The sequence below is a fragment of the Saccharomonospora amisosensis genome, assembly GCF_011761185.1.
Lineage (GTDB): Bacteria > Actinomycetota > Actinomycetes > Mycobacteriales > Pseudonocardiaceae > Saccharomonospora_A > Saccharomonospora_A amisosensis.
This window is the reverse complement of record NZ_JAAOYM010000001.1, coordinates 3439321-3462521: the sequence shown is the minus strand read 5'-3', so window position 1 is coordinate 3462521 and position 23201 is coordinate 3439321. Positions and strand designations below refer to the sequence as shown.

At 66.9% G+C, this 23201-nt stretch carries 17 protein-coding genes; 2 read left to right on the top strand and 15 right to left on the bottom strand.

Going from position 1 to position 23201, the window contains the following annotated elements; translation table 11 throughout:
* Positions 1–654, bottom strand: coding sequence for a DUF6073 family protein (locus FHU38_RS16825; RefSeq protein ID WP_208415713.1), 654 nt, complete (start codon positions 652–654; stop codon positions 1–3).
* A 30-nt stretch (positions 655–684) separates the two neighbouring features.
* Complete coding sequence (locus FHU38_RS16820; RefSeq protein WP_167172555.1) at positions 685–2004, bottom strand: HEAT repeat domain-containing protein; 1320 nt, start codon at positions 2002–2004, stop codon at positions 685–687.
* A 283-nt stretch (positions 2005–2287) separates the two neighbouring features.
* Between FHU38_RS16820 and FHU38_RS16815 the strand changes: the two genes are divergently transcribed.
* Positions 2288–3511, top strand: coding sequence for an ABC1 kinase family protein (locus FHU38_RS16815; RefSeq protein ID WP_167172553.1), 1224 nt, complete (start codon positions 2288–2290; stop codon positions 3509–3511).
* Complete coding sequence (locus tag FHU38_RS16810) at positions 3511–4776, top strand: KR domain-containing protein (protein WP_167172551.1); 1266 nt, start codon at positions 3511–3513, stop codon at positions 4774–4776. Before FHU38_RS16815 ends, FHU38_RS16810 begins: the two co-directional genes overlap by 1 nt.
* Positions 4777–5133: 357 nt before the next feature.
* Here the strand turns inward: FHU38_RS16810 and FHU38_RS16805 are convergent, their stop codons facing one another.
* From FHU38_RS16805 to FHU38_RS16745, 13 genes are all read right to left on the bottom strand, one after another.
* Entirely contained in the window at positions 5134–5820 is a 687-nt protein-coding gene (locus tag FHU38_RS16805) for a winged helix-turn-helix transcriptional regulator (protein ID WP_243852280.1), read from the bottom strand.
* 111 nt (positions 5821–5931) lie between these two features.
* Positions 5932–6777: a helix-turn-helix domain-containing protein gene (locus FHU38_RS16800; protein WP_167172549.1), complete on the bottom strand. Its 846-nt coding sequence runs from the start codon at positions 6775–6777 to the stop codon at positions 5932–5934.
* Positions 6778–6799: 22 nt separating this feature from the next.
* Entirely contained in the window at positions 6800–7633 is an 834-nt protein-coding gene (locus FHU38_RS16795; protein ID WP_167172548.1) for an SRPBCC family protein, read from the bottom strand.
* Between the two features lie 195 nt (positions 7634–7828).
* Positions 7829–8962, bottom strand: a complete 1134-nt coding sequence (locus tag FHU38_RS16790) for an FAD-dependent monooxygenase (protein WP_167172546.1) — start codon at positions 8960–8962, stop codon at positions 7829–7831.
* 328 nt (positions 8963–9290) lie between these two features.
* Complete coding sequence (locus FHU38_RS16785) at positions 9291–10727, bottom strand: MFS transporter (protein WP_167172544.1); 1437 nt, start codon at positions 10725–10727, stop codon at positions 9291–9293.
* The gene (locus tag FHU38_RS16780) at positions 10727–11110 is read right to left on the bottom strand and encodes an acyl-CoA thioesterase (protein ID WP_313886806.1); all 384 of its coding nucleotides are present in this window, start codon (positions 11108–11110) and stop codon (positions 10727–10729) included. Before FHU38_RS16780 ends, FHU38_RS16785 begins: the two co-directional genes overlap by 1 nt.
* A 29-nt stretch (positions 11111–11139) precedes the next feature.
* A complete protein-coding gene (locus FHU38_RS16775; RefSeq protein WP_167172541.1) occupies positions 11140–16638 on the bottom strand; it encodes a type I polyketide synthase in 5499 nt (1832 codons plus the stop codon).
* A complete protein-coding gene (locus FHU38_RS16770) occupies positions 16635–17642 on the bottom strand; it encodes an enediyne biosynthesis protein UnbU (RefSeq protein WP_208415711.1) in 1008 nt (335 codons plus the stop codon). Before FHU38_RS16770 ends, FHU38_RS16775 begins: the two co-directional genes overlap by 4 nt.
* Positions 17639–19213 (bottom strand): CRTAC1 family protein, encoded by a 1575-nt coding sequence (locus FHU38_RS16765; RefSeq protein WP_313886805.1) that lies wholly within the window; start codon positions 19211–19213, stop codon positions 17639–17641. Before FHU38_RS16765 ends, FHU38_RS16770 begins: the two co-directional genes overlap by 4 nt.
* A gap of 355 nt (positions 19214–19568) precedes the next feature.
* Complete coding sequence (locus tag FHU38_RS28200) at positions 19569–20447, bottom strand: DUF1702 family protein (RefSeq protein WP_390623324.1); 879 nt, start codon at positions 20445–20447, stop codon at positions 19569–19571.
* A 469-nt stretch (positions 20448–20916) separates the two neighbouring features.
* On the bottom strand, positions 20917–21261 hold the full coding sequence (locus FHU38_RS16755) for a hypothetical protein (RefSeq protein WP_167172535.1): 345 nt from the start codon (positions 21259–21261) through the stop codon (positions 20917–20919).
* 96 nt (positions 21262–21357) lie between these two features.
* Positions 21358–22179, bottom strand: coding sequence for an ABC transporter permease (locus FHU38_RS16750; protein WP_167172533.1), 822 nt, complete (start codon positions 22177–22179; stop codon positions 21358–21360).
* The gene (locus FHU38_RS16745; protein ID WP_167172530.1) at positions 22176–23162 is read right to left on the bottom strand and encodes an ATP-binding cassette domain-containing protein; all 987 of its coding nucleotides are present in this window, start codon (positions 23160–23162) and stop codon (positions 22176–22178) included. Before FHU38_RS16745 ends, FHU38_RS16750 begins: the two co-directional genes overlap by 4 nt.
* Positions 23163–23201: the final 39 nt, after the last annotated feature.

Here is a 23201-nt window from a genome sequence, read left to right as displayed (position 1 = left end):
CTACTTGGCGGCGAGCTCCTCGGGGGTGAGGTAGCCGCCCATGTTGAACCGCAGGCTCGTCACGTAGGCGACCGGCTCGTCGTCCAGGTTGTTGATGTCGTGCAGAGGCAGCATCCGGTAGATCTGCCCCTTGCCTGGCGCACCGGCCGGCGGGATCTGCCGTACGTCATCGATCGTCAGGATGATCGGCTCCTTGTTCACAAGCTTCATGCCCAACTTCGGCATGTCGAAGATCGCACCGACGGCCATCCGGCACGCCTTCGCGGAGGGCCCTTCGCCCGCGTACGGGTCGAAGGGTGTCCGGATCTGGCCGGTGGAGAGGCAGTCCGAGTTGAGCGTGACGGTGATCCTACCGAGCTCCTCGCACTCACCGACCATCTTCATCTCGATCAGGTTGGTATAGACTTCGGCCTTGGACCATTCGCGGGAGGTCGGCTCGGAACGCACCACCCGCACATAGCCGTCAAAGGCAACCGTGTACTCACCGACGCCGGGAACGGCGAAGGTGTCGATCGAGTTGATACCGAGGTTGTCGATGCCAGGGTCGGGCGCTGTCCACGGTACGACGGTGGCGCCCGCGTAGACGTTCGGCACACCCTCGGTCGTGACCGGACGACCGTAGACCACGGACGGCTGCTTCATTGGAGTAGACATGGTTCCCTTTCTTGCCCGAGTGTCGTCGAGTTACGGGAGCTGGCTCGTGTAGTCACAGCAGGTCTGGCCGGGGTGATCGGCGACGCCGTCCTGGTCAGAGTCGATCTCCCCGTCTACTGTGGAGTAAACGTCGCGCGAGTTGAGGTCGATGGCCCCGTCGCCGTCCCAGTCGTTCAGCTTGCCCTTGAAGGTGCCCAGGATGAACGCGTTGGTCATCGGGCCGACTTCAGGATCGTGCAGCGTAGAGAGCACACCGTTACCAGGGGTCAGCACCTCCTCCAGCGGCCGTCCAGCGATCCGGGCCAGGTTGACGTAGCCCCAGCCCTGGAAGCGACCGCGCACGTACCGGATGGCGGCCTCCTCGCGCACCTGGAACTTCGGCTCCAGGTGCCACGTCCCGTACCGGGCGAAGCCGATGTTGGCCTGACGTACACCCGCGCTCGGGTCGTCGGCCCTGCCGGACTTGAAGAAGGTCCGCGGCACCAGCGATTCGAAGAAGAAGTTGCCACGGTCCCGGCGGGTACGGTCGGTGAAACCACGGAACAGGTAGTTGTCGCAGTGCGGCGAGCCATCCTTGTGCAAGCCGGAGATCGTCTTGGCGATCACGAGTTGCCGCTCCCTCGTCGCCACGTTCGGGCAGGCGTGCGCCTGCCCGTAGATCCGCGCCAGACCCTGCGGAGCGAGCGAGATCTTGCCCCAGTGCGTGTTCGTGTCGTCAAGGCGCACGTACAGATCGCAGTGGATCAGCAGGTAGATGGTCTCGTCGAAGGTGCGGCCCGGCGTGTAGAGACCGGCCCTGCCGTCGAAGGCTGGGTCACCGGACTGCAGCTCGCTGATGAACAGCTTTGCCCACTCGGCGATTTCCGGATCGGAGTCGTTCAGGAACTTCTGCAGGGTGTTGACCGCCCGCGCGCCGCCCAGCTTCTCGATCGCCCACAGCGCGTCCCAGCGCACCTCGCGATCCCTGTCCGAACGGACCGCCTCCTCGAGGAGCTCGATCGCGTCCCCGTGGTCACGGTCGGCATACTCGAAAAGCGCCTGCTCACGCATGACCGGGTCCGGGTGCCGCAACGCCTGCTCGCGCAGTTCGTCGTTGCTCCGGTTGTCCAGCCGGATGGCTACCCGGTCGAGTGCGTAGCCGAAGTCACTCGCCCACGCCGCGGGGTCACCCGCGACGAAGCGGGGGTCCACATTGCTCAGAGTGGTCCGGTACGCGAAATTGAGTGCTTCACGCTGTTCGGTGCCGAGATCCTCCAGCAGAGCCGGCTCCGACGGGACAACGTCGGCCCATGAGCCAGGCTCGCGTTCCGCGAGCGAGTCCGGCGATTTGTTGCAAAGGTCGATAGCCATCGCGGCTTCCTTCCCGTCTGCGTAGATCGGTATCAACAAGATATGGCGATTGCCTTACCGCTCCTTCTCGCAGCTTGCCTTGCGGGCCGTTTACTTAACTGATCTATATTGACTTGTCCGAGTCACTCGGACGGCGGTGGATCAAAACCGTTGCCACGGGCCAATATCGGATAAGCGATTCCGCGACGTCGTCAGGCTGGGGGCCACTGTGGGAATGCTGTACGTCGGCGAACCTTCCAACCCCGGGTGGGCAACGCTGGCCGGCCGGCTGGGTGTCTGGACCATGACGGCGATCCGGCACGGTTGCGCGGGCGGGCTCGCAGCGCTGCGGGGAGCCGGCACGCGATTCCCCGACCCGGAGAACAACGGTCGGGGACGGCTGGCCAGAATGCTGGTGGATCTCGGACCGACCTTCGTCAAGGGCGGCCAGTTGCTCAGCACTCGTCGCGATCTGCTGGCACCGGAGGTATGCGACACCCTCGCCCAGCTGTACGACCGGGTGCCGGCGATGCGCCACGAGGAAGCCGAGGGCGCGGTACGGCGAGCGTACCGGACGGCGAATGCCTTACCGTTCGCCGAATTCGATTGGACCCCCGTGGCCAGCGGCAGTATCGCATGCGTGTACCGCGCCCGGTTGCACGACGGTCGCCAGGTCGCGGTGAAGGTGCGGCGTCCGGGCATCAGTGAGCGGATGCGCGCCGATTTCGCCCTTCTCGCCGCGGGCGCGCGGATGATGGAGTGGATGCCGGGCATGCGCAAGGTCCCCGCCCGGCGCATGGTGACCCAGCTCGGGTTCGCCGTGCTGCGGCAGCTGGACCTCGCGGCCGAAGCAACGGCGCTGGCCGCGCTGCGCGGCAACCTGACGGGTTTGCGTTACTTCCGGATTCCCGAACCGCTGCGCGAGGTCAGCGGCGATGGCGTGCTGGTGATGGAATACGTACCGGGGCTGGGCCGGTTCGGTCCAGGGGAAATGACCAGGGAGGAACGAAGGGAACTCATCCGCAGGGTACTGCACGGCGTTTACCAGATGCTGTTCCTCGACGGGCTCGTGCACTGTGACATGCACCCGGGGAACCTCTACCTGACAAGGAGTGCCGAGGTGGTGCTGCTGGACGCGGGCTTCGTGGTACCGCTGGAGTCGCACGTCAAGCGGCTGTTCGCCGAGTTCTTCCTGAACATGTCCATGGGCCGGGGCAAGGAATGCGCCGAGGTGGTGTTGCGCAGTAGTGAGCACGTACCGCCGGGAGCCGATCTGGACTCCTTCCGCGCCGGTATCCGCGATCTGGTCGCATCCGCGCATCGCCGCACGGCCGGCCAGTTCCGGCTCGCTCCGTTCGCCACCAAGCTGTTCGACCTGCAACGTCGCTCCGGCATCGCGGCAGCACCCGAGTTCGTCTTCCCGCTGGTATCCCTGCTCGTCCTGGAGGGGATGATCAACGAGCTCGATGTGGACGTCGACTTCCAGGCCGAGGCCATCCCGACCCTGCTCACCGCGCTACGCAGATAATGGTTGCCAGCTCGGGGGTTGACGGCATCACGGTACTCGCCGCGGTCAGGCAGCCGGTGCCGACGGGCCGGTTCGTCCGGCGCTGCTGGCAACTCCTCGGCCATCCTGGCCATCCGGCGGCGAGCGAGTTCGCCAGCCGCTCGGCCCCGCCCCGGCTCACTCCGGAAGGCGAGCCCGCCGGAACCACTGGCACCGCCGTTCTACTCGGCGGTGAGTTCGGGTGGACGGACAACGCACACCTGCTGAACGGCATCGCGGCCGCGAGGAGGGACGGTGGCAGGCTGGCACTGGTGCACCTCGGGGCCGGTGGTGCGAGCCTGTTGCGGTCCGCCGCGGTGGAGAATCCCCGGCTGGACGTCCGGTCGATAGAGCTCTGCCGCAACCCCTCCGCGCGGGCGGTGCGGATCGCGGTGACACTGGCCGGAGCCGAGCGGGACGGTAACGACGAGTTCCAGATCGACAACACCGGACGGATCACCAGGACGCAGTGGCAACCGGTCCGGCTTCCGGATCCGGTACCTCCGCGGGTGCCCGGATCGGTGCTGGTGACAGGAGGGCTCGGGGGCCTCGGCTTACGGGCCGCGAGCGTGCTGGCACACCGCACCGGCCTGCATCCGGTGTTGGTGGATCGGCTCGCCCCCACCGAGCTGGCCGGGCCCGCGGCACGGCATCTCACCCGGCTGCGGTCGAGCCGCACCGGCGTCACGGTGCTTCAGCTCGACCTCACCGACCGGCAACGGAGCGTCGACACCCTGGGCGGGACGCTGGGAATACTTCCACCGGTGCGGGCCGTGCTGCACTGCGCCGGGGTGCTGTACGGCGGACCGGTCGAAGGCTGCACCAGCCATCAACTACTGGCCGCGCAGCGGGTGAAGGTGGCGGGCCTACGCAACCTGCTGGCGGCCGTGCCCTCGGCTGACCTGCGGTCACTGATCACCTTCGGTTCGATCACCGCCGAGCACGCCCACCGCAGCCTCGGCTGCTACGCGCTGGCGAACGAGCTACTACGCAGAACCACCCTGGAGCAGGCGGCGCAGCTACCGGGCTGCGCGACGGTCGCCGCACAGTGGTCGCTGTGGAGCGGAGCCGGGATGGCCAGTGGCGCTGGCGCGGTGTCGCAGGCCCGCAGGATGGGCATGGTGCCGGTATCCCTGCGTGCGGGCATGGCCACGCTGCCGCGATTACTGAGCTGGCCGGAGGGTGCGGCGACAGCCCTGCTGCTGCACGGCAGGGAGCGAGCAAGAACGAGGAAGAACTCGGCCTGACCGCCCGCTACGGTCGCGCACACACCTCCGTATGGAAGGAACGCTCCGTCCGGATGAACCAGGTCGGCAACACCGATGCCACCTGTGCGGCGCGCAGGCGAACATGTCGTGAAAGGACGGATGGCTACTGGCTGCACGCCGCACAGCGTCCGTTAGGTGCCATTGGGGTCGGCGAACTTGGCCATCGTCCCACCCGGCCCCGTCCCGAATCCCGATGTCAATGTCCTCAGGCAGACATGGAATGAACGGAACTAACGCAAGGTCCGACGCTCATTACCTTACTGAGCCAGGGCGGTTTCCTCGGCAGGGGAGTGCTGCTCGCTTCCTGCCAGATCGGAAGCCTCAGTTACTGATCGCTCAGGCTGTTTCGCGCATCGGAGTCGGCGTGTTGGACAGGCCGATCAGCCGGGTACATCGTTGCACCGCGCGCGAGTCACCGTTGATCTTCAACTCGCCGGCGACCACGGCGTCGAACGGGGCAAGCATCTGAGCGCCGATTCGCACGAAGGTCGACGCATCGGTGGTGGCTACCAGCACCGGGTCCTCGGCCGCACCGCGCTTGGCGGTGGCGGTACCGTTCCGTACCTCCAGGTGGAACACCTCGTCGTCAACCCGGAACTCGTAGCTCTCGTCCACCGTGGGCACCTGGTCCGGATCGATCATCGCTTGCACAGCAAGGAAACCCCAGCTCGACCGAGTTGTGCCGGCCGCGGCGTCGTCCTCGGTCAGCAAGTGCATTCCCCACCTGGCCAGGTGCAGCAACGGGTGGAGCAACGCGGCACCGAACGGGGTCAGCAGATACCGCCTGCCGCGCCCGTCCCCCGGCACCGGCGCGGTCTCGATCACTCCGGACTCGGTCAGCGAGCGCAGCCGCTCGGTGAGCAGGTTGGGCCCGATGCCGGGCAGGTTGTCGGCGATCTCGCTGAACCGCGCCGGACCGACCAGGAGCTCCCGGATTATCAGCAGCGTCCACCGTTCACCGACAACGTCCAGCGCCGCGGCCAGCCCACAGAACTGACCGTAGTTGCGCTTCTCCGACATCATCGACTCCGCTTGACAGTCCTGCAGGTAAAGAAATCTGACAACCAACAAAGTCTACCCGGGATGTGGTATTGCTGACGAGTCTCGATAGACCATTCCGTAACGCGCTGACCGTCAGGCTGCGGCATTCGGACGACCCGCCGCCAGCAGCAGCGGCAGGGCCAGCACCAACGGTGGATCGATCGGCCGCCTGCGCCGCAACCGCAATGGAAAAGAATCACGATTGACCGCACGGCCGCCGCTGATCCGGACCCGCGCCGAGCTGACCCCGATCAGGCAATGGTCCACCGACGCGTCACCGATGGAATCGGCGACGGTAGCCGAGGAACGGAAACTTACCGCGAGCGGGTAGTAGGTGCCGTCGGGAAGCCCGTCGAAGGCGACGACCCCCGATACCCGGACCACCGCGCACGCCGCCGGACTCTCCTGCGGAATCCCGGAGGGAAACAATCCGACGACGGCCAGCGGACCGCAATCGGAATCACCGTCGATCACACCGGTGACCTGGGTCCGCTCCGGTGGCGACACGGTCGGACCGCACGCCGCGAGCACATCGGCACACGAGTCGGCCGAGAAGGTGGACATGAGCCGGCGGAACCGGCGCGGCGACATGCCGACCAGGCGGCTGAACTGGGAGGTGAACGTGCCCAGACTGGAGTATCCGACCTGCATGCAGATGTCGGTGACATTGTCGGAACTGTTCGCCAGGAGTAGTTTCGCCTCCTCCATCCGGCACGCGGCGACGAAGCGGGCGGGGGTAGACGCGGTCACCTGCCGGAATACCCGATGAAAATGGTACGGGCTGAGGAGGGCGGACTGCGCGAGATTGCGTAGGGAGTGCTCGTCCCCGATATTCTCCCGCATGCTTCGCACCGAACGCAGCACTGCGGCGATACGGTCGTCGGAGACGTGCTCGGTGGAATACCCCTCGGTGTGCAACGAAAGTGGTTCCGACTTCATCGGAATTCCCCCAGTTCAGTTACTACTGCGCCGAGGCGTGATGGCGCGCGTGTTCAAGTGCCGTGATCCAGGACATGATGAACCGCCGCCGCAACAGGAGTGCCTTCCTGTCCGGAATCCCCAGTCCGCGCCAGTTGGTGTGCTCGAACCGAAGCCTGCGCACACCCGTGCCCGCGCCGACCGGTTCGACGGTCACCGTACAGAAGGTGCTGGGCGCACCGGCGGCGACGTTGACCGCGAACGTCAGCTTCTCCGCTCCGGGATTCCAGTCGGTAATCGGAAATCGGCGCGGGCCCTCCTCGTCGACGATGAAAAACCAGCTCGGCCTGAAACCGTCACTCGCCACCGGAAGCCAGCGCAGCAGCGTCTCCGCCTCGAGTGGATCGGACGAGCCGGCGGGCAGGTCGACCGATCCGTCTATCTCGTCCCGCCATTCGTACCGCGTCGACTGCCCCGTTTCGAGATAACTACCGAGCCGCTGGAAGAAGTCGGTCCACCCCTCGACCAGCTGGTCGGCCTCGGCCTTGGTGCGGGTCGGATCGCCGTCCTCGACCATGACCCTGGCCTGCCCATCGAGGTCAGTGATCGTCCACCGTATCCGGGAAAGCGGACCGAGACCGAGGAAGCGCCATTCGAAGCAGATGAGCCGCCGCTCGACGATCTCGTTCGTGGTCACCTCGAAGAAGTCACCGTCGCCGAACTCGATCCGGCCGGAGCGGCCTTCCTGCCACGGCTGGTCTAGTTCACCGAACCACCGACCAAGCGAATGCGGCTCGGCCAGCGCGGACCACACGTCCGAGACCGGGCGCCGGGTGTGAATGCTGACGCGGACAACGTCTGATTCAGCGGTCGCCATCGGCGAACTTCCGGGTTCGAGATCGTCCACTGTGTCCTCCGATGGCCGGGCCGCACATTGATCCTGACCGTCCGAAACCGTCGAGATGACCATATCTTATGGTAGTAATATACCGGCCGCTCGACGGCTGTGCCATCGCACGACCGTACGAATTGGTCTGCCCCACCCGCACACCTCCCGGTTGCGGAAGGGAACTCAGACGGAAAACGAGAACAGGCGCTCCAATTGCCGTAGCTGGGCGCGTTCGGGTGCCACCGCCAACATACGTTCGCGCAGCCAGCATGCCAGCGGATTGTTCCAGCCTCCGATCCGGGCGAGTGCCCTGGCTTGCGCCCAGGCCGCGCGGGCCCTTCCGCGCCTTCGTACCTCGTATGCGGAGAACGCGCTGCGGATATCCGGCTCGTGTACCAGGCGATCGACGAGTACCGCGACGTCCTCGAACGCCTGTGAGGTTCCCTGCCCCATGTTCGGCAGGCTCGGATGCGCGGCATCGCCGACCAGCACCACCCTCCCGCTGCTCCAGGAATGCAGCGGCGCGCTGTCGTAGAGGTCGGTGACCGTGATCCGTTCTGTCGGGGTGGAAGCGAGCAGTTCCGGAATGGGCGTATGCCATCGTTCGAACATCCCCGCGGGCCGCGACTCACCAGTCCGGTGCCGACCGCGTCGCGCCGGGCCGGACGCGAACCAGTAGACGCGGTCACCCGGAACCCGCCATATGCCGAACTGGCTCGATCGGCCAAAGGTCAACAGACCGGGAGCGGGTGGGAGCGCGAACCCGATGACGGCGCGCCACACCGTGCTGCCGGCGAACCGCGGCGGCGCCGACAACCCAGCCGCCGACCGCACGGTGGAAGAGATCCCATCGGCACCGACGACCAGATCGGCTTCGGCGGTGCTTCCGTCGGCGAACTCGGCGAGCGCTCGCCCGCCCTCGGTGCGCACTCCGATACACCGCATCCCGAAACGCACCCGGTCCGGAGCCAGCGGCCCGGTGAGTGCGGCGATCAGGTCCGCCCGATGTACGGCGACGCCACGGCCGCCGATCGAATCCAGCGCCCGGCCGGAAATCTCGTACAGCACGCGACCGGTGTGCGCGCGCATGGCAATCCCGTCGGCGGCCAGTGCGCATGCCCGTACCGCGTCTCCGGCCCCGAAGGTGTCCAGCGCCGCGAGCCCGTTGGGCCAGAGGGTGAGCCCGGTGCCGACACTGCGCGAATGCTCCGCCCGCTCGTAGACCTCGGCGTGCACACCCGCCCTTTCGAGCGCGATCGCCGTCGCCAGCCCGGCCGGCCCGGCTCCGATGACGATCACTCGCCGTACCTGGACCACCGCGCCTCCCCTCTGGAACCGCGCACCTGTTGAGCACTATCCCGGAACCCCGCCAACCGGACCTTCTCCCGTCTTGCCCACGGACATGCCCACTGCGGCTGAACTTCGACGGACCGCCGGGGCCCGCCGGGCAGGGCGGCCGTGCGTGCCGACGATGGGTCTGACAGCATCAGATCAAGAAGCGGCCGTGCGGTATCACAAAGCATATCGGTATAGCTTCCTTAAGTAATCCGCAACCGGCGGTAGAGACCGTGGAGTTTGCACCGCAGCGCCGGAGCGCTCCGGCGGAACCACCGAAATGCTGTCCTCAGCCGGAATGCCCGGGCTGTCAACTTCCTTCGGCCAGTACCGCGCGGCGACGATGGCTGATAACCCAGGCGGCACCGGCGCAGAACAACGCGAGCGCCGCCACCGCGATCAGCACCTCCGATACCGATGAGACCAGCGCAGCAAGCAGCAGTGGCCCGCACAGCCCGCCGAGCCGGTTGTACAGCGAGATCGTCCCTGTCGTGCGCCCACGCCCGTGGCCGTCCGCGAGAGCCGCGGCGACCGGAAGAAAGAGGGCGGCCATGGTGTTCACCGAGAACAGCGCGGAGACCAGTGCCGCGGCACAGACCCAGCTGATCGCGGACACCGCCCCGGTGCCACTGAGGATCAGTAGCAGCACCGCGGTCACCGTGGCCAGCCCCACGGTCAGTAGTACCGGTCCGAATCGGTGATGAAGCAGCATGATGAGTGCCGCGCACGGCACCATGGCCACCGCCGCCAGGGTCAGCAACAGGTTCGCGGCACCCACGTCGAGACCACCCGAACGCGCCAGCGTCGGCACCCAGGTGGTGAGGCCGAAAGTCAGCACGCCGATCACCACGGCGTACATCCGCTGCAACCCGCCGGTCAGCACCCTGGCATGCTCGGGCCGCGGTCGTTCGGCCCGCGCTGCCGGCGCGATCCAGTCGGGGACCAACGGTGTCAACGCGACAAGGACGATCCCGGTGGGTACGCCGATAAGCCACAGCACGCGCCAGCCGAATACGGGCTCCAGCCACAACGCCGAGCCGGCCGCGACCAGGTACCCGACGGCGGTGGCAACCACGGACAGGGCGACCACGACGGAGCTGCGGGTCCGGCCGCCCATCGACTCGGTCAGCAGCGTGATCAGCAGTGGTGCCATTCCGCCGACGGCCACCCCCATCAATCCGCACATCACCAGGTTTCCGGCGAAGTTCGGCATTGATCCGCACATGCTGGTCACGGTGAAGCCCAGCGTGGTGATGAGGTAGGCCGCGCGGCGACCCAGCCGGTCGGCGAGCACGCCGAACAGGAACGCACCGGTTGCCGTGCCTGCAAGCCCGGCGACCGCGAGCAACGACGCGCTGCCAGCCTCCAGCCCGTATTCATCACGCATACCGGGAATCACGAAGCCCAGCGTGGAGGTCTTGCTGATGTCAATGGTGAGTGCCGCCGTGCCGATCACCGCGACGGTGATCCGTTTTCGCCCGCCTGGCAGGCTCGCCGCGTGCTCGCGCGGCACGCGAGCACGCAACACCACCGCGATGGTCAGCACCAGCCCGGCGGCCGCCACCCACATTTCCGGCATGTGACTGAGCGGCATCCCGGACAGCGGTCTGCTCGCACCGGACGCCTGGCCCGGCATCGACATGCCCGGCATATCGTCCATGGTGAACGCACTGACGAACCCGAGCACCGACGCGAAGAGGACGAGCGCGGCCCCAGCGAGCAGCAGTAGGTTCGTGCGAGCCGCCATCACTGGAATACCGCCAATGCATTGGCCAGATCGGCGGGAATTTCCGTGGGCTGCACGACGCCGTTGCTTCGCCGCATGCACGCGACCGTCTGGGTACCGCGCGCGGTGAGCGAGGACCCGCGGCGGAAATCGAAGTCCATCACGATCCGGTTGCCCGATGCGGCGTGTAACGTCATTGCGATGTCGATCTTGTCGAAGGCGAAACATTCGGCGTAGTAGTCCATCGCGCAGGACACCGTCACCATCGCGAGTTCGCCATCCTGTAAGGCACGGAGCACGCCGGGAGCGTGTTCGGCGAGGAACATCTCCCGGCAGTGCCCCTGCCAGTGCAGGTAGTGCGCGAAGTACACGTTGCCGACGAGGTTGGTTTCGTCCAGCGTCACCACGTGCCGGTGCCGGTAGGAGCGCGCCATCATGACGCCTTCCAGTCGGCCAGTGCGATGGCCCCGAGCACTCCGGACTCGAGCGGCCGGATTCTCGCGGTGAGGACCCGTGCCCTGCCGCATCGCGCGACCACGATGCCGTCCTCGGTGATCTGGTCTATCCGCATCGGCGCGCCGTCGTGCTGGCCGAGCCCGTGCAGCGCGGCCAAGCCGCACCGGACCCGCGCGTTGGTCAACGTGACGTCCTCGCCGGTCTTGTCGCCGAGCAGGTCGGCGACTTTCCGGTCCACGGGGTCGAGTTCGGTATCGTCGTCCGCGGGCAGCACGGCCCAGCTCGGCCCGTCAGTGTCCAGCCGGATGGGGGAGTCCGGGCCGGGCATGGTGCTCAGTTCGAGGCGGTCGTCGATGCCGCATTCGATCAACCTTCTGGACAGCCATGGTCCGACCAGCCTGGTCGGCAGCCCGTCCGGCCAGGCTCGTGGTCCGACCGCCCGTAACTCGAGCCCGTGCCAGTGCGCTACCGCGTCCCCGTCCGGGCGCAGCAGCTCGACATCGAAGCGGTACTCGTCAGCGGTATGCCCCGTCTCCGTGCCGATGACCCGTAACGGCCCGGCCGGTTCCTGCCATATGGTGAACCGGTCGACCCCGATCGGCAATGCCTGCCGGTGCGGCACACACGCGAGCAACGCATGCAGAGCGGCATCGTGCGCCGCGGGATCGCCGAGCAGCAGCTGCCCGCTGAGGAACTGGGAGAACCACGGAGCATCTTCAACGGCGTTCAGCCAAGCCTCCACCGTGAACGCGGAAAGGCGCTCGTATCCCGCCACCCGCCGAAACCGTCCACGATGGAAGAACACCGTGCCATACCACGGGCTGGTCCCGGTCAGCGGCTCGGCCGAGTCCCTCGGCTCCGGCGGCGCCAGCTCGGCCGCCACCTTCCCGGTGAACCGGTCGCCTGCGAACCGATCGGTGTCGTCGCGCAGCACGACGTCCACCCCGTCCGCGCCGCTGAGCGCGGCGAGCTGGATCGCCCTGCCGTGCCGGTCGTCCACGGTCACCGGTGAACGGAACCTGACCTCGCGCAGCGACAGCGGGCGGCTCGTGCCGTCGACCAGCGATGCCGCCTGCGCCATCGCTTCCATGCCGACAACCGCGGGCAGCACCGCCGTCCCATCCACCCGGTGATCGTCCAGGTAGAGGTCGGAGCCCAGGGCGAGCTTGGCCTCCAGCACTGTCTCGACACCCGGTACCTGGACGAGCTGGCGCTCCGCGAACCGCGGGGGTGGGCCCGCAGGCTCGCGCATCGGCAGCGTGGCCGTGGCCGGGAACCGGGAGGTCAGCAGCACTGCCACCGGCGCTTCCGGATCGTCGAGCACCTCGAACAGCGCCCGAACCCCGTCCTCGGGCCGGATCGGCTCGATGCCGATCCGGCGCAGGTAGTCGAGCACGTCCAGACGCACGCCCATGCCGGTGCCGGACCAGACCGACCATTCCAGCACGTGGGTCCGGCAATGTCGGTGCGCGGCGCTCCATCGCTCCAGATCCACGCGGAGCCAGTCGTTGGCGATGCAGTACTCGGCCTGCCCGGAAAGGCCCTGCCGCCCGATGATCGACCCGAACCCGAGCACGAGCCGCAGTTCGCCGCCCGCTGCGTCGAGCAGCGTCCTGAGCCCGGTGACCTTGGGCCGCAACGTGGTGTCGAGCGATTCGGCCGTGATGTCACCCATCCGGCGCGGCTCGTTCAGGCCCGCTCCATGGATCAGGCCTCGCACGGGCCCGAACCGGCCAGCCGAGGCCAGTAGCCCGGCCACCGCGTCCGCGTCGGCGACGTCGCAGCTCTCGTAATGCGCGTCGACACGCTCCCTGATAGTCCGCAGTGCGTCCGCCACCTTCGGGTCCTCCACCGGCGAGCGGCCGGCGAACACCAGCGTGCAGCCGGTGCGCTCGGCCAGCGCGACCGCGGAGTACGCGGTGATGCCGAGGACGCCGCCGGTCACGAGGCACACATCACCCGCGCCGAGCGCGGCCGCCGCCCCGGTGCCGCGGTTTCTCGCCGACATCTCGGTTCGCTCGATCGTCCCGTCAGCGCCGCAGCGCAGTTCGAGGTAGCGGCCGTGCCGGCGGTCGGTCAGCACCGCCGGATCCAGCCGGGTCCGCTCCCCGGGCACATCGACCACGACGACCTCGCAGGACTCGAGTTCGACGGCCACGCTCCTTGCGATACCCGCCGCGGCTGGGTGTCCTGAGTGGACAACAAGGAGCCGGTCAGGAACGGTGTCAGCGACCCGGTTGAGCAGCGCGGCGATCTCGCCGACCCCGTCCTGCGCGGACAGCGCGACCGCCACTCCACTTGCCGCGTCCTGGTCGGTTCCGTCCAGTTCGTGCAGCCAGTGTCCCTCCGGTGCGTATACGGTCCACCGCACCGGCGTGGCCTCGCCCGGAACGAAAGGTGACCAGTACTGCTCGAACGGACGCACCCACGGGGCTACCCCCGCCACCGAGTCCGGTTCCTCCTGCGCACGGGGAAGCTCGGCCAGTACGCTGGCAATGCCCCCCACCGTGGCATCAGTCAGCGGCAGCGCGGTGTCCGGTGGCTTCCTCCCCATCGCGCTGGCTACGCTGCTGACCAGGTGCACGACCTGCAGCGAGTTCAGGTGCAGGTCGCCGAGCAGTGAGCTGGTTGGGGTGATCGAACTCTCGGGTAGTTCCAGGGTTGTCGCGAGGTACTCGGTCACCGCGGTCAGCGGGTCGTCCGAATCCACCCGCACCGCCGCGACGGGTTCTTCCTCCTTCTCCTGCCGCGGTATCGAGAGTTCCGCGGCCTCGACCCAGCCGGCGCGGTTCTCGCACGGGTTGGCGACGAACCGCGGGGTCGCGTCCCAGTGCAGGGTGCGAAAGCCCCGGCCGGCGAACCACGGCTCCAGGTCCGCGCCCGCGCAGGCGGCCAGCAGCGCAGTGGTGAAGGCGTGCCGGTAGGGGTCTCCGCCAGTGTCCATGCTCACCGCGGGCACCCGCAGCGCGTTGGCCTCCACCAGGGTGGTCAGCATCGTGCCGGGACCGACCTCCAACAACAGGTCACAGCCTTCGGCAAGCGCGCGGACCGCCTGCGCGAAGAGGACCGGCTGGGTCAGCTGGCCGACGAGTAGCTCAGCCAGCTCATCGCCGGTTGCCGTCAATTCGCCGCCGGTGATGGTCGAGATGATCGGTACTTCGGCCGCGGCGATCGGGAGCCGGGCGAGCTCTTTACGCAATGGCGTACTGACCGGGCGCATCGCCGGGCTGTGGAAGCCATGTGAGACCTGTAGCTCGCTCGCGGCCACCCCGGCGCGCCGTGCCCGCGCCAGCACCTCGTCGATCTCTCGCCGACGCCCCGACACCACGAGGTGGTCCGGCGCGTTGTACCCGGCCACCACCACCTTGGTGCCCTCGAGCAGCGTGCCGAGCCCGGCCTCGGAGACGGCCAGGCTCGCCATCGTCGTTCCACCGATGCCGTATTCGGCCATGATCCGCCCGCGCACACCGGCGAGTTCGAGCGCGGCGCCCGCCGAGTACGCACCGGCCCAGTGCAACGCGGTGATCTCGCCGAGGCTGTGCCCTGTGGCGGCGACCGGCTCGACACCGAGTTCGCGCAGCCAGGCCAGCCCGGCAAGCGACTGCCGCACGATGGCGGGCTGGGCCACCGCCGTGTCCGCGTCGGCGTCTCGCCCCGCTACCGACTCGGGTAAGGCGGGCACGGCGAGTGATTCCGCCCAGTTCGGTAGTGTCATCCGCACCGGGGCTGCCTGCCCGGGGAAGAGCAGCCCGACGCGCAACGCCACGTTGGAGCCGACGGCATAGCCCCGCTGCTGGTCGTGGCGCGGCTCACCCGACCACTCCTGGACCGCCGCAGCGGCCGCCATTGCCGCGTTCGCGAGCCGATCGGGGGTTTCCGCGACCAGGGCGGCACGGACGCGGCCTGCATCGCTGTTTCGCCATGCGGTGGCTGCGATATCGGCGAGTTCGGCCTTGCTCAGCGACCGCGCGGCCGCCGCCAGCCGAGTGAGGCGCTCGGCAAGCACCGGCGGCTCGTCCGCATCGAGATACACGATCTCCGGTCCGGGCGGCCGCGCGGACCATCGTCGGGTCATCGCGGACAGCGCGGCCGAGGGACGGCGCGCGACCCCCTCGAGTACGAGATGTGCGTTGATGCCACCGAAGCCCATCGACGACACGCCGGCGAGCGGGATCCGATCTCGCCACGGCTCGGGTTCCGCCAGCAGCCGCAGTGACGGGTCCTTGCCTTGCAGTAGCTGGTGTGGTCGCTCGCAACCGGTCACCGGTGGCAGCACCCGGTGGAACACGGCCAGCGCCGCTTTGATCAACCCAGCGACGCCAGCCGCGGCCTTGGTGTGCCCGATGTTGGCTTTGATCGTGCTCAGCGCCGCGGGCCCGGCCTGGCCGCGAACGCTGGTCAGTGCTTCCAGTTCGACCCGGTCTCCGACCGCGGTACCGGTCCCGTGTCCCTCGATCAGCCCGACGTCGCCAGCGCGGACGCCAGCCGCTCGGTAGGCCCTCGACAGGGCGAGCACCTGGCCCGCCCGTTCCGGGCGGCTGAGGCCACCGGTACCGTCGGACGAGGAAGCCCAGCCGAGGATCCGGGCGTAGCTGCGCAGTCCGCGGCGTTCGGCCTCCTCGGCGCGCATCAACGCGACAACGCCGCAGCCCTCGCCGGGCAGGAACCCGGTCGGGTTCTCGTCGTATACCCGCATCTGTCCGTCCGCGAGCGCGCCCAGCCTCGAGAACCCGACCAGTTCCAGCGGGTCGATGGACATGTCCACCCCACCGGCAAGTGCGAAGTCGAGTTCTCCCGCGGCAAGCGCCCTGGCCGCGGTCATCACCGCGAGCAGGCTCGAGGAGCACGCACCGTCCACTGTGTACCCAGTGCCATGGAAGTCGAACTGGTTGCAGATCCGGCCGGCGATGGTGTTCGCCAGTGTCCCGGTCAGCATCTCGTCCCCCGGTTCAGGGAAAGGGGACTTGATCAGTTGCTCAAGTCGCTGTAGGACGGCGCGGGTCAGTTCACTGGGCGCGCTGGCCTCGGTCAGCGCGGTGGCGGCGGCATCGGCGATGAACGGCCACCGCAGCCGGACCGTGGCCGCGCGGTTGAACTCGCCGGCCAGCGAATTGCCGAGCACCACACCCACCGCGTCGCGGTCGAGGCCGTTACCTTCGGGAAAGCCGGCATCTTCGAGCGCGCCCGCAGCCGTCTCCAAGGCGAGCCAATGCGTCTGATCGGCCGCCCGGTACAGCGGCCCGGGAATGCCGAAGCGTTGCCGGTCGAAATCCCAGTCCCGCAGCACTCCCGCACGCGTGACGTATGCGAGATCGGGCTCGTCCCGGGTACCCAGATATACGGCGGGGAGCCGGGACTCGGGTAGCCGCCGAAACGCCCGGCGGCGGGCGAGCATGTTCTGCCACAGCTCCATGGGCGTGGTCGCGTCCGGGTACCGGCACGCCATACCTACGATAGCGATAGCGTGCCCACTCATGGTGTCCCTCCGGCATTGGCTGGGGCGGGGGCCTGGGTGGCAGCTTCGGCCGGTTTGAATTCCGGCCGTAGCTTGCCGGCGAGCAGGACCAGGCCGCGTAGCACACAGGTGATCACTAGGGCGAAGAACAACCCGAACACCACACCATTCAGCACCAGTGTGCCGTACACGAAGGCCGTCGTGAGGCCGAAGACCAACTGATTGCGGGACTTCACCGGAGTCGTGCCGGGGTCGGTGATCATGTAGTTGGTGAACAGGATAAACGCGACGCCGGTGACCGGAAGGAGCGCGCCGACCAGTGCGTGGTCGAAGATCAGCCAACGCAGCACGGCCTGTGCGATGAAACCACCCACCCAGCCGACGATCAGCGGCATCTTACCGGTCAGCTTTGCGTTGAGCATCGTGCCGAGCATCAGGATGGCGAAGGGGATCAGCCAGTCAATCGCGCCACCGACGTTGTTCGTGAAATGATACGGCGGCGCGATCCCGACCCACGGGAACAGCAGCAGCACTACCACGATGCCGGTGTTCGACGGGTTCAGCACGTGACGGAGCTTGTCTTTGACCCGGAGCCGTATCAGGTACTTGCTCGCGTTGGCGACCACCACCGCCAGCACGTACGGCCACACCGAGGCGTTGCCGTACAGCAGCATCGCGCACGCCAGCGCGGTGATATGCGGCGGCAACAGAAAGTTCACCAGTGCTCCGGCCCCGCCGAGATACTCGGGCTTGCGGTGCTGGGCCCAGCAGTCCAACCACTCGAACAGGGTCGCTGTCGCGTAGCTGACGACGAGCGCGAGCAACGGCGTGATCGGCGACTGCTCAAAGCCGAGCACGAGGTGGCCGACCAGGTTGAAAGCGGTGATAGAGAGGGCGAACCGCCGCAGCGCCTTGATTCGCTTGTCCACCGGCGGCTTGCCGGATGGTTCCTTTCGTTGCTGTGGAACGGTCACGACCGCTTCAGTCGCGGTGCCATCCTCACGTGTTGATTCGGTCGTCGTCATCGCAGTACCGCCGTTCCGTTGGGATTGAGCGCAACGGTGTGGTGGCCGGGAGTCACCACAATGTCGGCACGGTGCATGGCGGTGCCGTCTCGCCAGGTGATCGTCGCCCTGCCCGGCGTACCGTCCGGCAGTGCGAGATGCACTTCGCCCGCCGACACACCTGCGTGCCCGTTGGCGGGGAACAGTTGGGTCTTCTGCTTGAGGTTTCCGCTGCGCAGTTCGACCTGCGCGCCGATCGCGGTCACTTCGCCACCTCCGGCACCGGGCCGTACCAGTTTGAGGTCTGCCGAACGGTTCGGGCTAGGTGAGGTGTTGCGCAGCAACACCGAGTCCTCCCACTGGTTGGCGACCAGCGCGTCGAGCTTGCCGTCGCCATCCACGTCGCCGAACGCGAGGCCGCGGGAGACGTACGGATCGGCGATGCCGAGTTGCTCGGCGATATCCGCGTACTTGCCTTCCGGAGTGCGCGTGAAGAAGGGGTTGTGCTGGTGACCGGAAAGGTCGTCACCGGCACGGAACACCGGCCACGACTGCTGATACCGCAGCAGTTCGTCGTTACCCATCGCGAGTTCCTGCAGCTCGGCCCAGCGACTGGTGTCGCCCTTGAGAAAACCGGTCGTCTGCACCAACTCGTCGGTGCCGGAGTTGTCGAAGTCGCCCGCCTTGATGTCCCAGGCCCAGCCGGTCCTCGCCATGCCGAGTTCTTCACTCTGCTCGTCGTAAGGTGCCTTCCCGGCGAAAAGGTCCTCGCCATGCCCTGTCGGAAGGAAAGCGAGATTGGATTCGTGCAAGGCATACGGCGTGGTGATGTTGCTGACCGCCATCATCGGCAAGCCCTCACCGGACGGGTAGGTGAACGTCACGCCCATTCCCTTGAAGGAATCGTGTCCCAACACTTCCGAGCGTGGGGTGAGCAGGTCACGGGATCCCCTTGCCTCGGTCAGCCGGACACGGCCGGGCGTGGATTCGTTCACCAGGAGCTGATCGGGCCCGAAGTCGTTGGCGAGGTACATGTCAGGAACGCCGTTGCCGGTAAGGTCTTGTAAGCCGATGGCCAGTGTCCAGGAACGTGCCGAGTGGTCGGGAAGCGCGTTGCTCGCGTCCGTAACGACCGGCGCTCCGTACCGTTGACCGCTGGGGCGGGTCAGCAGCAGCCTGTTCACGCCGGCATTGCGGGCGTTGCCCATCGAGTCCTGCATGAACATCCGGCTGTCTTCGGTGGCATTCGGATCGAGCACCATGGCGCCATCCGGGAAGTAGTTTCCGACCAGGATGTCCACATGCCCATCCCCGTCGACATCGCCCACGTTGAGCACGCTGGAGTTCCACACCTGCATCGGCGACACCAGCTCAACCGGGCGGAAGTCGCTCGCGGCCGGATTGTGTCCAGGTGCGGCGTGGTTCACAAAAAGGACTGGAGATCGTCCCCAGTAGTAGACGAGCAGGTCCTGACTGCCGTCTTCGTTGAGGTCGGCGGGCACGCAACCCATCGGGGCCATCGTGTGGTCGTAGGGCAGCGGCGCGGGGTCCAAAGCGAACTGTGGATAGGCTGGGCCACCGCCGGTGGGCACCGGCAAAACGGTGACGGAGTCATCGCGTGGGTCGACAAGGCAGGCATCCGCGGAGCGGCCGAGACCGCGCAGATCGGTCAGGGAAACTGCGGCTCCGACCGCCGAGATCCAACCCTGAATTCGTTCGAGCGAAGGTTGTACCTGGCGCTCGGACCTGGCATTAGGTGGCGCTGAGTTGAGAGCGATCTGCTCGAAGCCGAACCCACTCGCCAGATCCTGCAACTCATCATCACTCAGACTCGGCCGCGCGGTAACTACACCGACGCCAACACACAGCGAAAGGGCGACGACAAACAGTACCGCCCTACGCGCCAAAGTCGGCATGACAACATGACCTCGCTTCCCCTCTGTTCGGTTACAATTTCTGTACCGCCACTACCCGCAACCGTGACTTCCACTCGGTGTAACCCGACAACTCCGCCACTTCGAATAGTCCGGACGCGGCATCATCGGTCCACTTCGAGACCTCTTCTGGAGTTACCGAGAAAAGCTTCCGACAGGCTTTCTCGGTGTATTCCGGCACAATTCCTGACCGGAATCTCGCGGCAATGGCGAAGAGTGCACCCTGCCCCAGGTGCCCGCGTGCGGGACCACTGGCCCGCACCAATTCCTCGAGCGCTTCCTCATCGGCTCCGCCGGCATAACACATGGCAAGGCCGATCCCTGACCACAAGTCCGGACGGGCGGGTTCGGGTGCCTGCGCGATCGCTCGGGTAACTCCCGCTACATCCCCGGATTGAACGAACCATAGTGCGCGACCGCAGCCGGCGATCCGGACGCTCGATCGCGGGGTGGGGCCGCGCTGGCAGCACCGGTACAACGTGGCCAACCCACCGAAGAACGTGTCCGCGAAGCCAGCCCCGTCCAAGGCCAGCCAGCGAAGTAGGGGTGTATCCGGTACCAGCGTCGGGAGTGACAGCCGGGCAGGTGCGAGTGCCCACCCATAACCGACGTGGATCAAATGGATGTACCTGTTACCCCTACCCGCGCTCAAGCGGGCGAACGCTCGCGCGCGACCGAAACTGAACATATCTCGAAGTGCGGCATGCATCGCCGCGCCTTCGTATGCGAAGCCCCTTTCTTCCGGTGGAAGCTCAGCAAGAGTGGAATGGGGGTTGCGCCAGTGTCGGACTGCGATGTTGAAGCCGGTTAGAAAGTACCTCGCGTGACGTTCCAGCAGCTCACGCTGATGCGGCCGATCGGTACGGAATCCACGCCGGTCGAAGTCGGCCATTTTGAGCGGAAGTTCAAATCGAAACAATTCACTCCACCAAGCGGATCGAGTCGCGGGTCGGCCGATGATGGAATCCATTCCAGTGCCACTCCAGGAAGGACGAAGGCCACCCAATTCGATAACCGTACAGTCGTGAGTACTCAGGCTCTAACGTTTTGTTAAGGTATACAAAACTCACCACGTGCTAGCATGCATTTCCGGAATGACCGAAAACCTCCCCAGTTTCACTTAATAACTTCCCACAAAGCTGTCGATCTAGTCAAGGAAAGACACCCGGATGGCGGGCATCGCGACGACGTCATGTAGCTGTTCGTGTCTATTCGGCTGGTGTCAATGTGGGGTGGTAGCCATGCGCTGGTGGTGAAGAGTTGGCGGGGGCGTCGAGTTGGTCCACTTGGACGATGGCGCCGTCTGGGAGGCCTTGCAGGATGTGCCAGGCGCCGCCGGGGGTGTGTTGGACTCTGACGGGTCAGGGCACGGACGGATCCGTAGCGTGCAGCGTCTGGTCCCACGTCAATCGAAGGGCGTGCACCACGTCGGCGGTCACCACGACGCCAGTCGTGTTGATGTCCAGAATAGACAGCGGCCGGAAGCAGGCGATCTCATGGGTATTGCGGCCTACTTCTGGTTGAGCCAGCACGATCGCGCTTTCGTGGGTCATCGCCGCGAGCGGGTGCACGCCGCGCTGCCCGATGCCATCACAGGTTCCGCGCAGTGTCTTGCCGTCCACCGCGATCGCCTTGGCACTGGTGTCCTGGCCTGCCAGCAGGATCGTGGTGATCGGGTGTCGTGTCTCGCGCTGGGCGGCGTGCACCGGGCACTACGATGAGATGCTCACGCAGAGCAGCGATCTTGTTCTCAGCCCGGACACCTTCGCGTTGCCCCGGCGAGCACACTTCTGCAACAGTTCCTAGCGAGTGAACTGCACCGCGGTGCGCTGGAACTGGTGCACCGCAAGGAAACCGAGCACCAGGACGATACCGGCCAGCCAGGCGACGGCCAGCCACAGCGTGGAGCCCGCGGGCGTCCCGTCCAGCCAGTCGCGCAACGTGTTCCCGGTGTGGCTGGCGGGATTGTACTCAGCGAACGCGCCGAGCCAGGCGGGCATCGCCGCCGGGTTGGCGTACAGCGAGCTGACGAAACCGACCGGTCCGGCCACCGCGGTCCCGATCATCTGCGCGGTCTCCGCGCCACGCATGGCGATCGCGATGAAGGCCGCGATCCATGCGATGGCGAAGCCGTACAGCAGCAAGAGGCCGAGGCCGGCAAGGAGGTAGCCGGGTCCGGTGCTCAGGTCGACGCCGGTGAACAGGCCGAGGATCACCAATACCACGATGCCGATCAGGTTTCGCACGCTGTCCGCTGCGGTACGGCCGACCAATACGGCCGAGCGGCTCATCGGCAGCGCGCGGAACCGGTCCATGATCCCGTTGCGCAGGTCGGCGGACACCGCGCCGATCACCGCGGGCACGGTGCTGAAGGTGATCGTCGCGACCAGCAGCCCGGGGAACAGGTACTGCGTGTAGTCCTCGCCGGGAATGTTCATCGTCCCGCCGAGCACGAAACCGAAGAACACGTAGAACAGCACTGGCATCGCGGTCATCGCGAAGATGGTGTCCGGGGTACGCAGGGTGGTCCGCACGTTGCGCACGACCAGCAGCCAGGCATCGGTCCACCACCAGGCGACGGCCGTTGCGATCGATCCGGAGGTGGTCCTGCTCTCCGCGCTCACCGGGATTCCTCGCCGTTCGCCGTGACCTTGGCGGTTTCGGCGGCGGAGGTTCCGGTCACCGAGAGGAACACGTCGTCCAGTGTGGGCTGACGGACGGCGAAATCGGCCACCTGGACGCCGGCGTTGTGCACGGCGGCCAGCATGCCAGGGATCGCTTCGTCTCCAGCCGGCCCCAGGGCGACGCTAACCGTCGCCGTGTCCGCGTCGGTCACCGGCTCGGTCTGGCCGCCGGCGGCCCGGATCGCCGCCGCCGCGGCGGGCAGCTGTGCGGGATCGGCCAGCCTGGCGACCGCATGCCGGCCTGCGACCCGTGCCTTCAGCTCCTCTGGAGTGCCCGCGACGACGACTTTGCCTTCGTTGATCACCGTGACCTGATTGCTGAGCCGATCGGCCTCCTCCAGGTACTGCGTGGTCAGCAGCACGGTCATCCCGTCCCACACAAGTTCGTCGATGACCGACCACATGTTCAACCGGGACGGCAGGTCGAGACCGACCGTCGGTTCGTCCAGGAACAGCACCCGCGGCCTGCTGATGATGCTCGCGGCCAGGTCGAGCCTGCGCCGGGTACCGCCCGAGTACGTGCCCACCTGCCTTCCGGCCACCTCGCCGAGGTCGAGCCGCTCCAGCAGTTCGCAGGCGCGGCGCCGGGCATCCGCTCGGGTCAGCCGGGCCAGCCTGCCGACGAGTTCGAGGTTCTCCGCGCCGGTCAGCAACTCGTCCACCGCCGCGAACTGGCCGGTCAGGCCGATCAGCGAACGAACCCGGCGCGGCGCGGTGAGTACGTCGAAACCAGCAACCTCCGCCCTTCCGGAATCGGGCTGGAGCAGGGTGGTCAGTATTCGGACGGCGGTAGTTTTCCCCGCACCGTTCGGGCCTAGCAGTCCCAGTACCGAGCCTTCTTCCACGCGCAGGCTCAGCCCGTCGAGTGAAACGAAATTCCCGAATCGCTTACGCAGATCTTCTGCCAGGATGGCGTCACCCACCAATACCAACTCCGGTGGCGGACCGTACGTTCGGTGCTG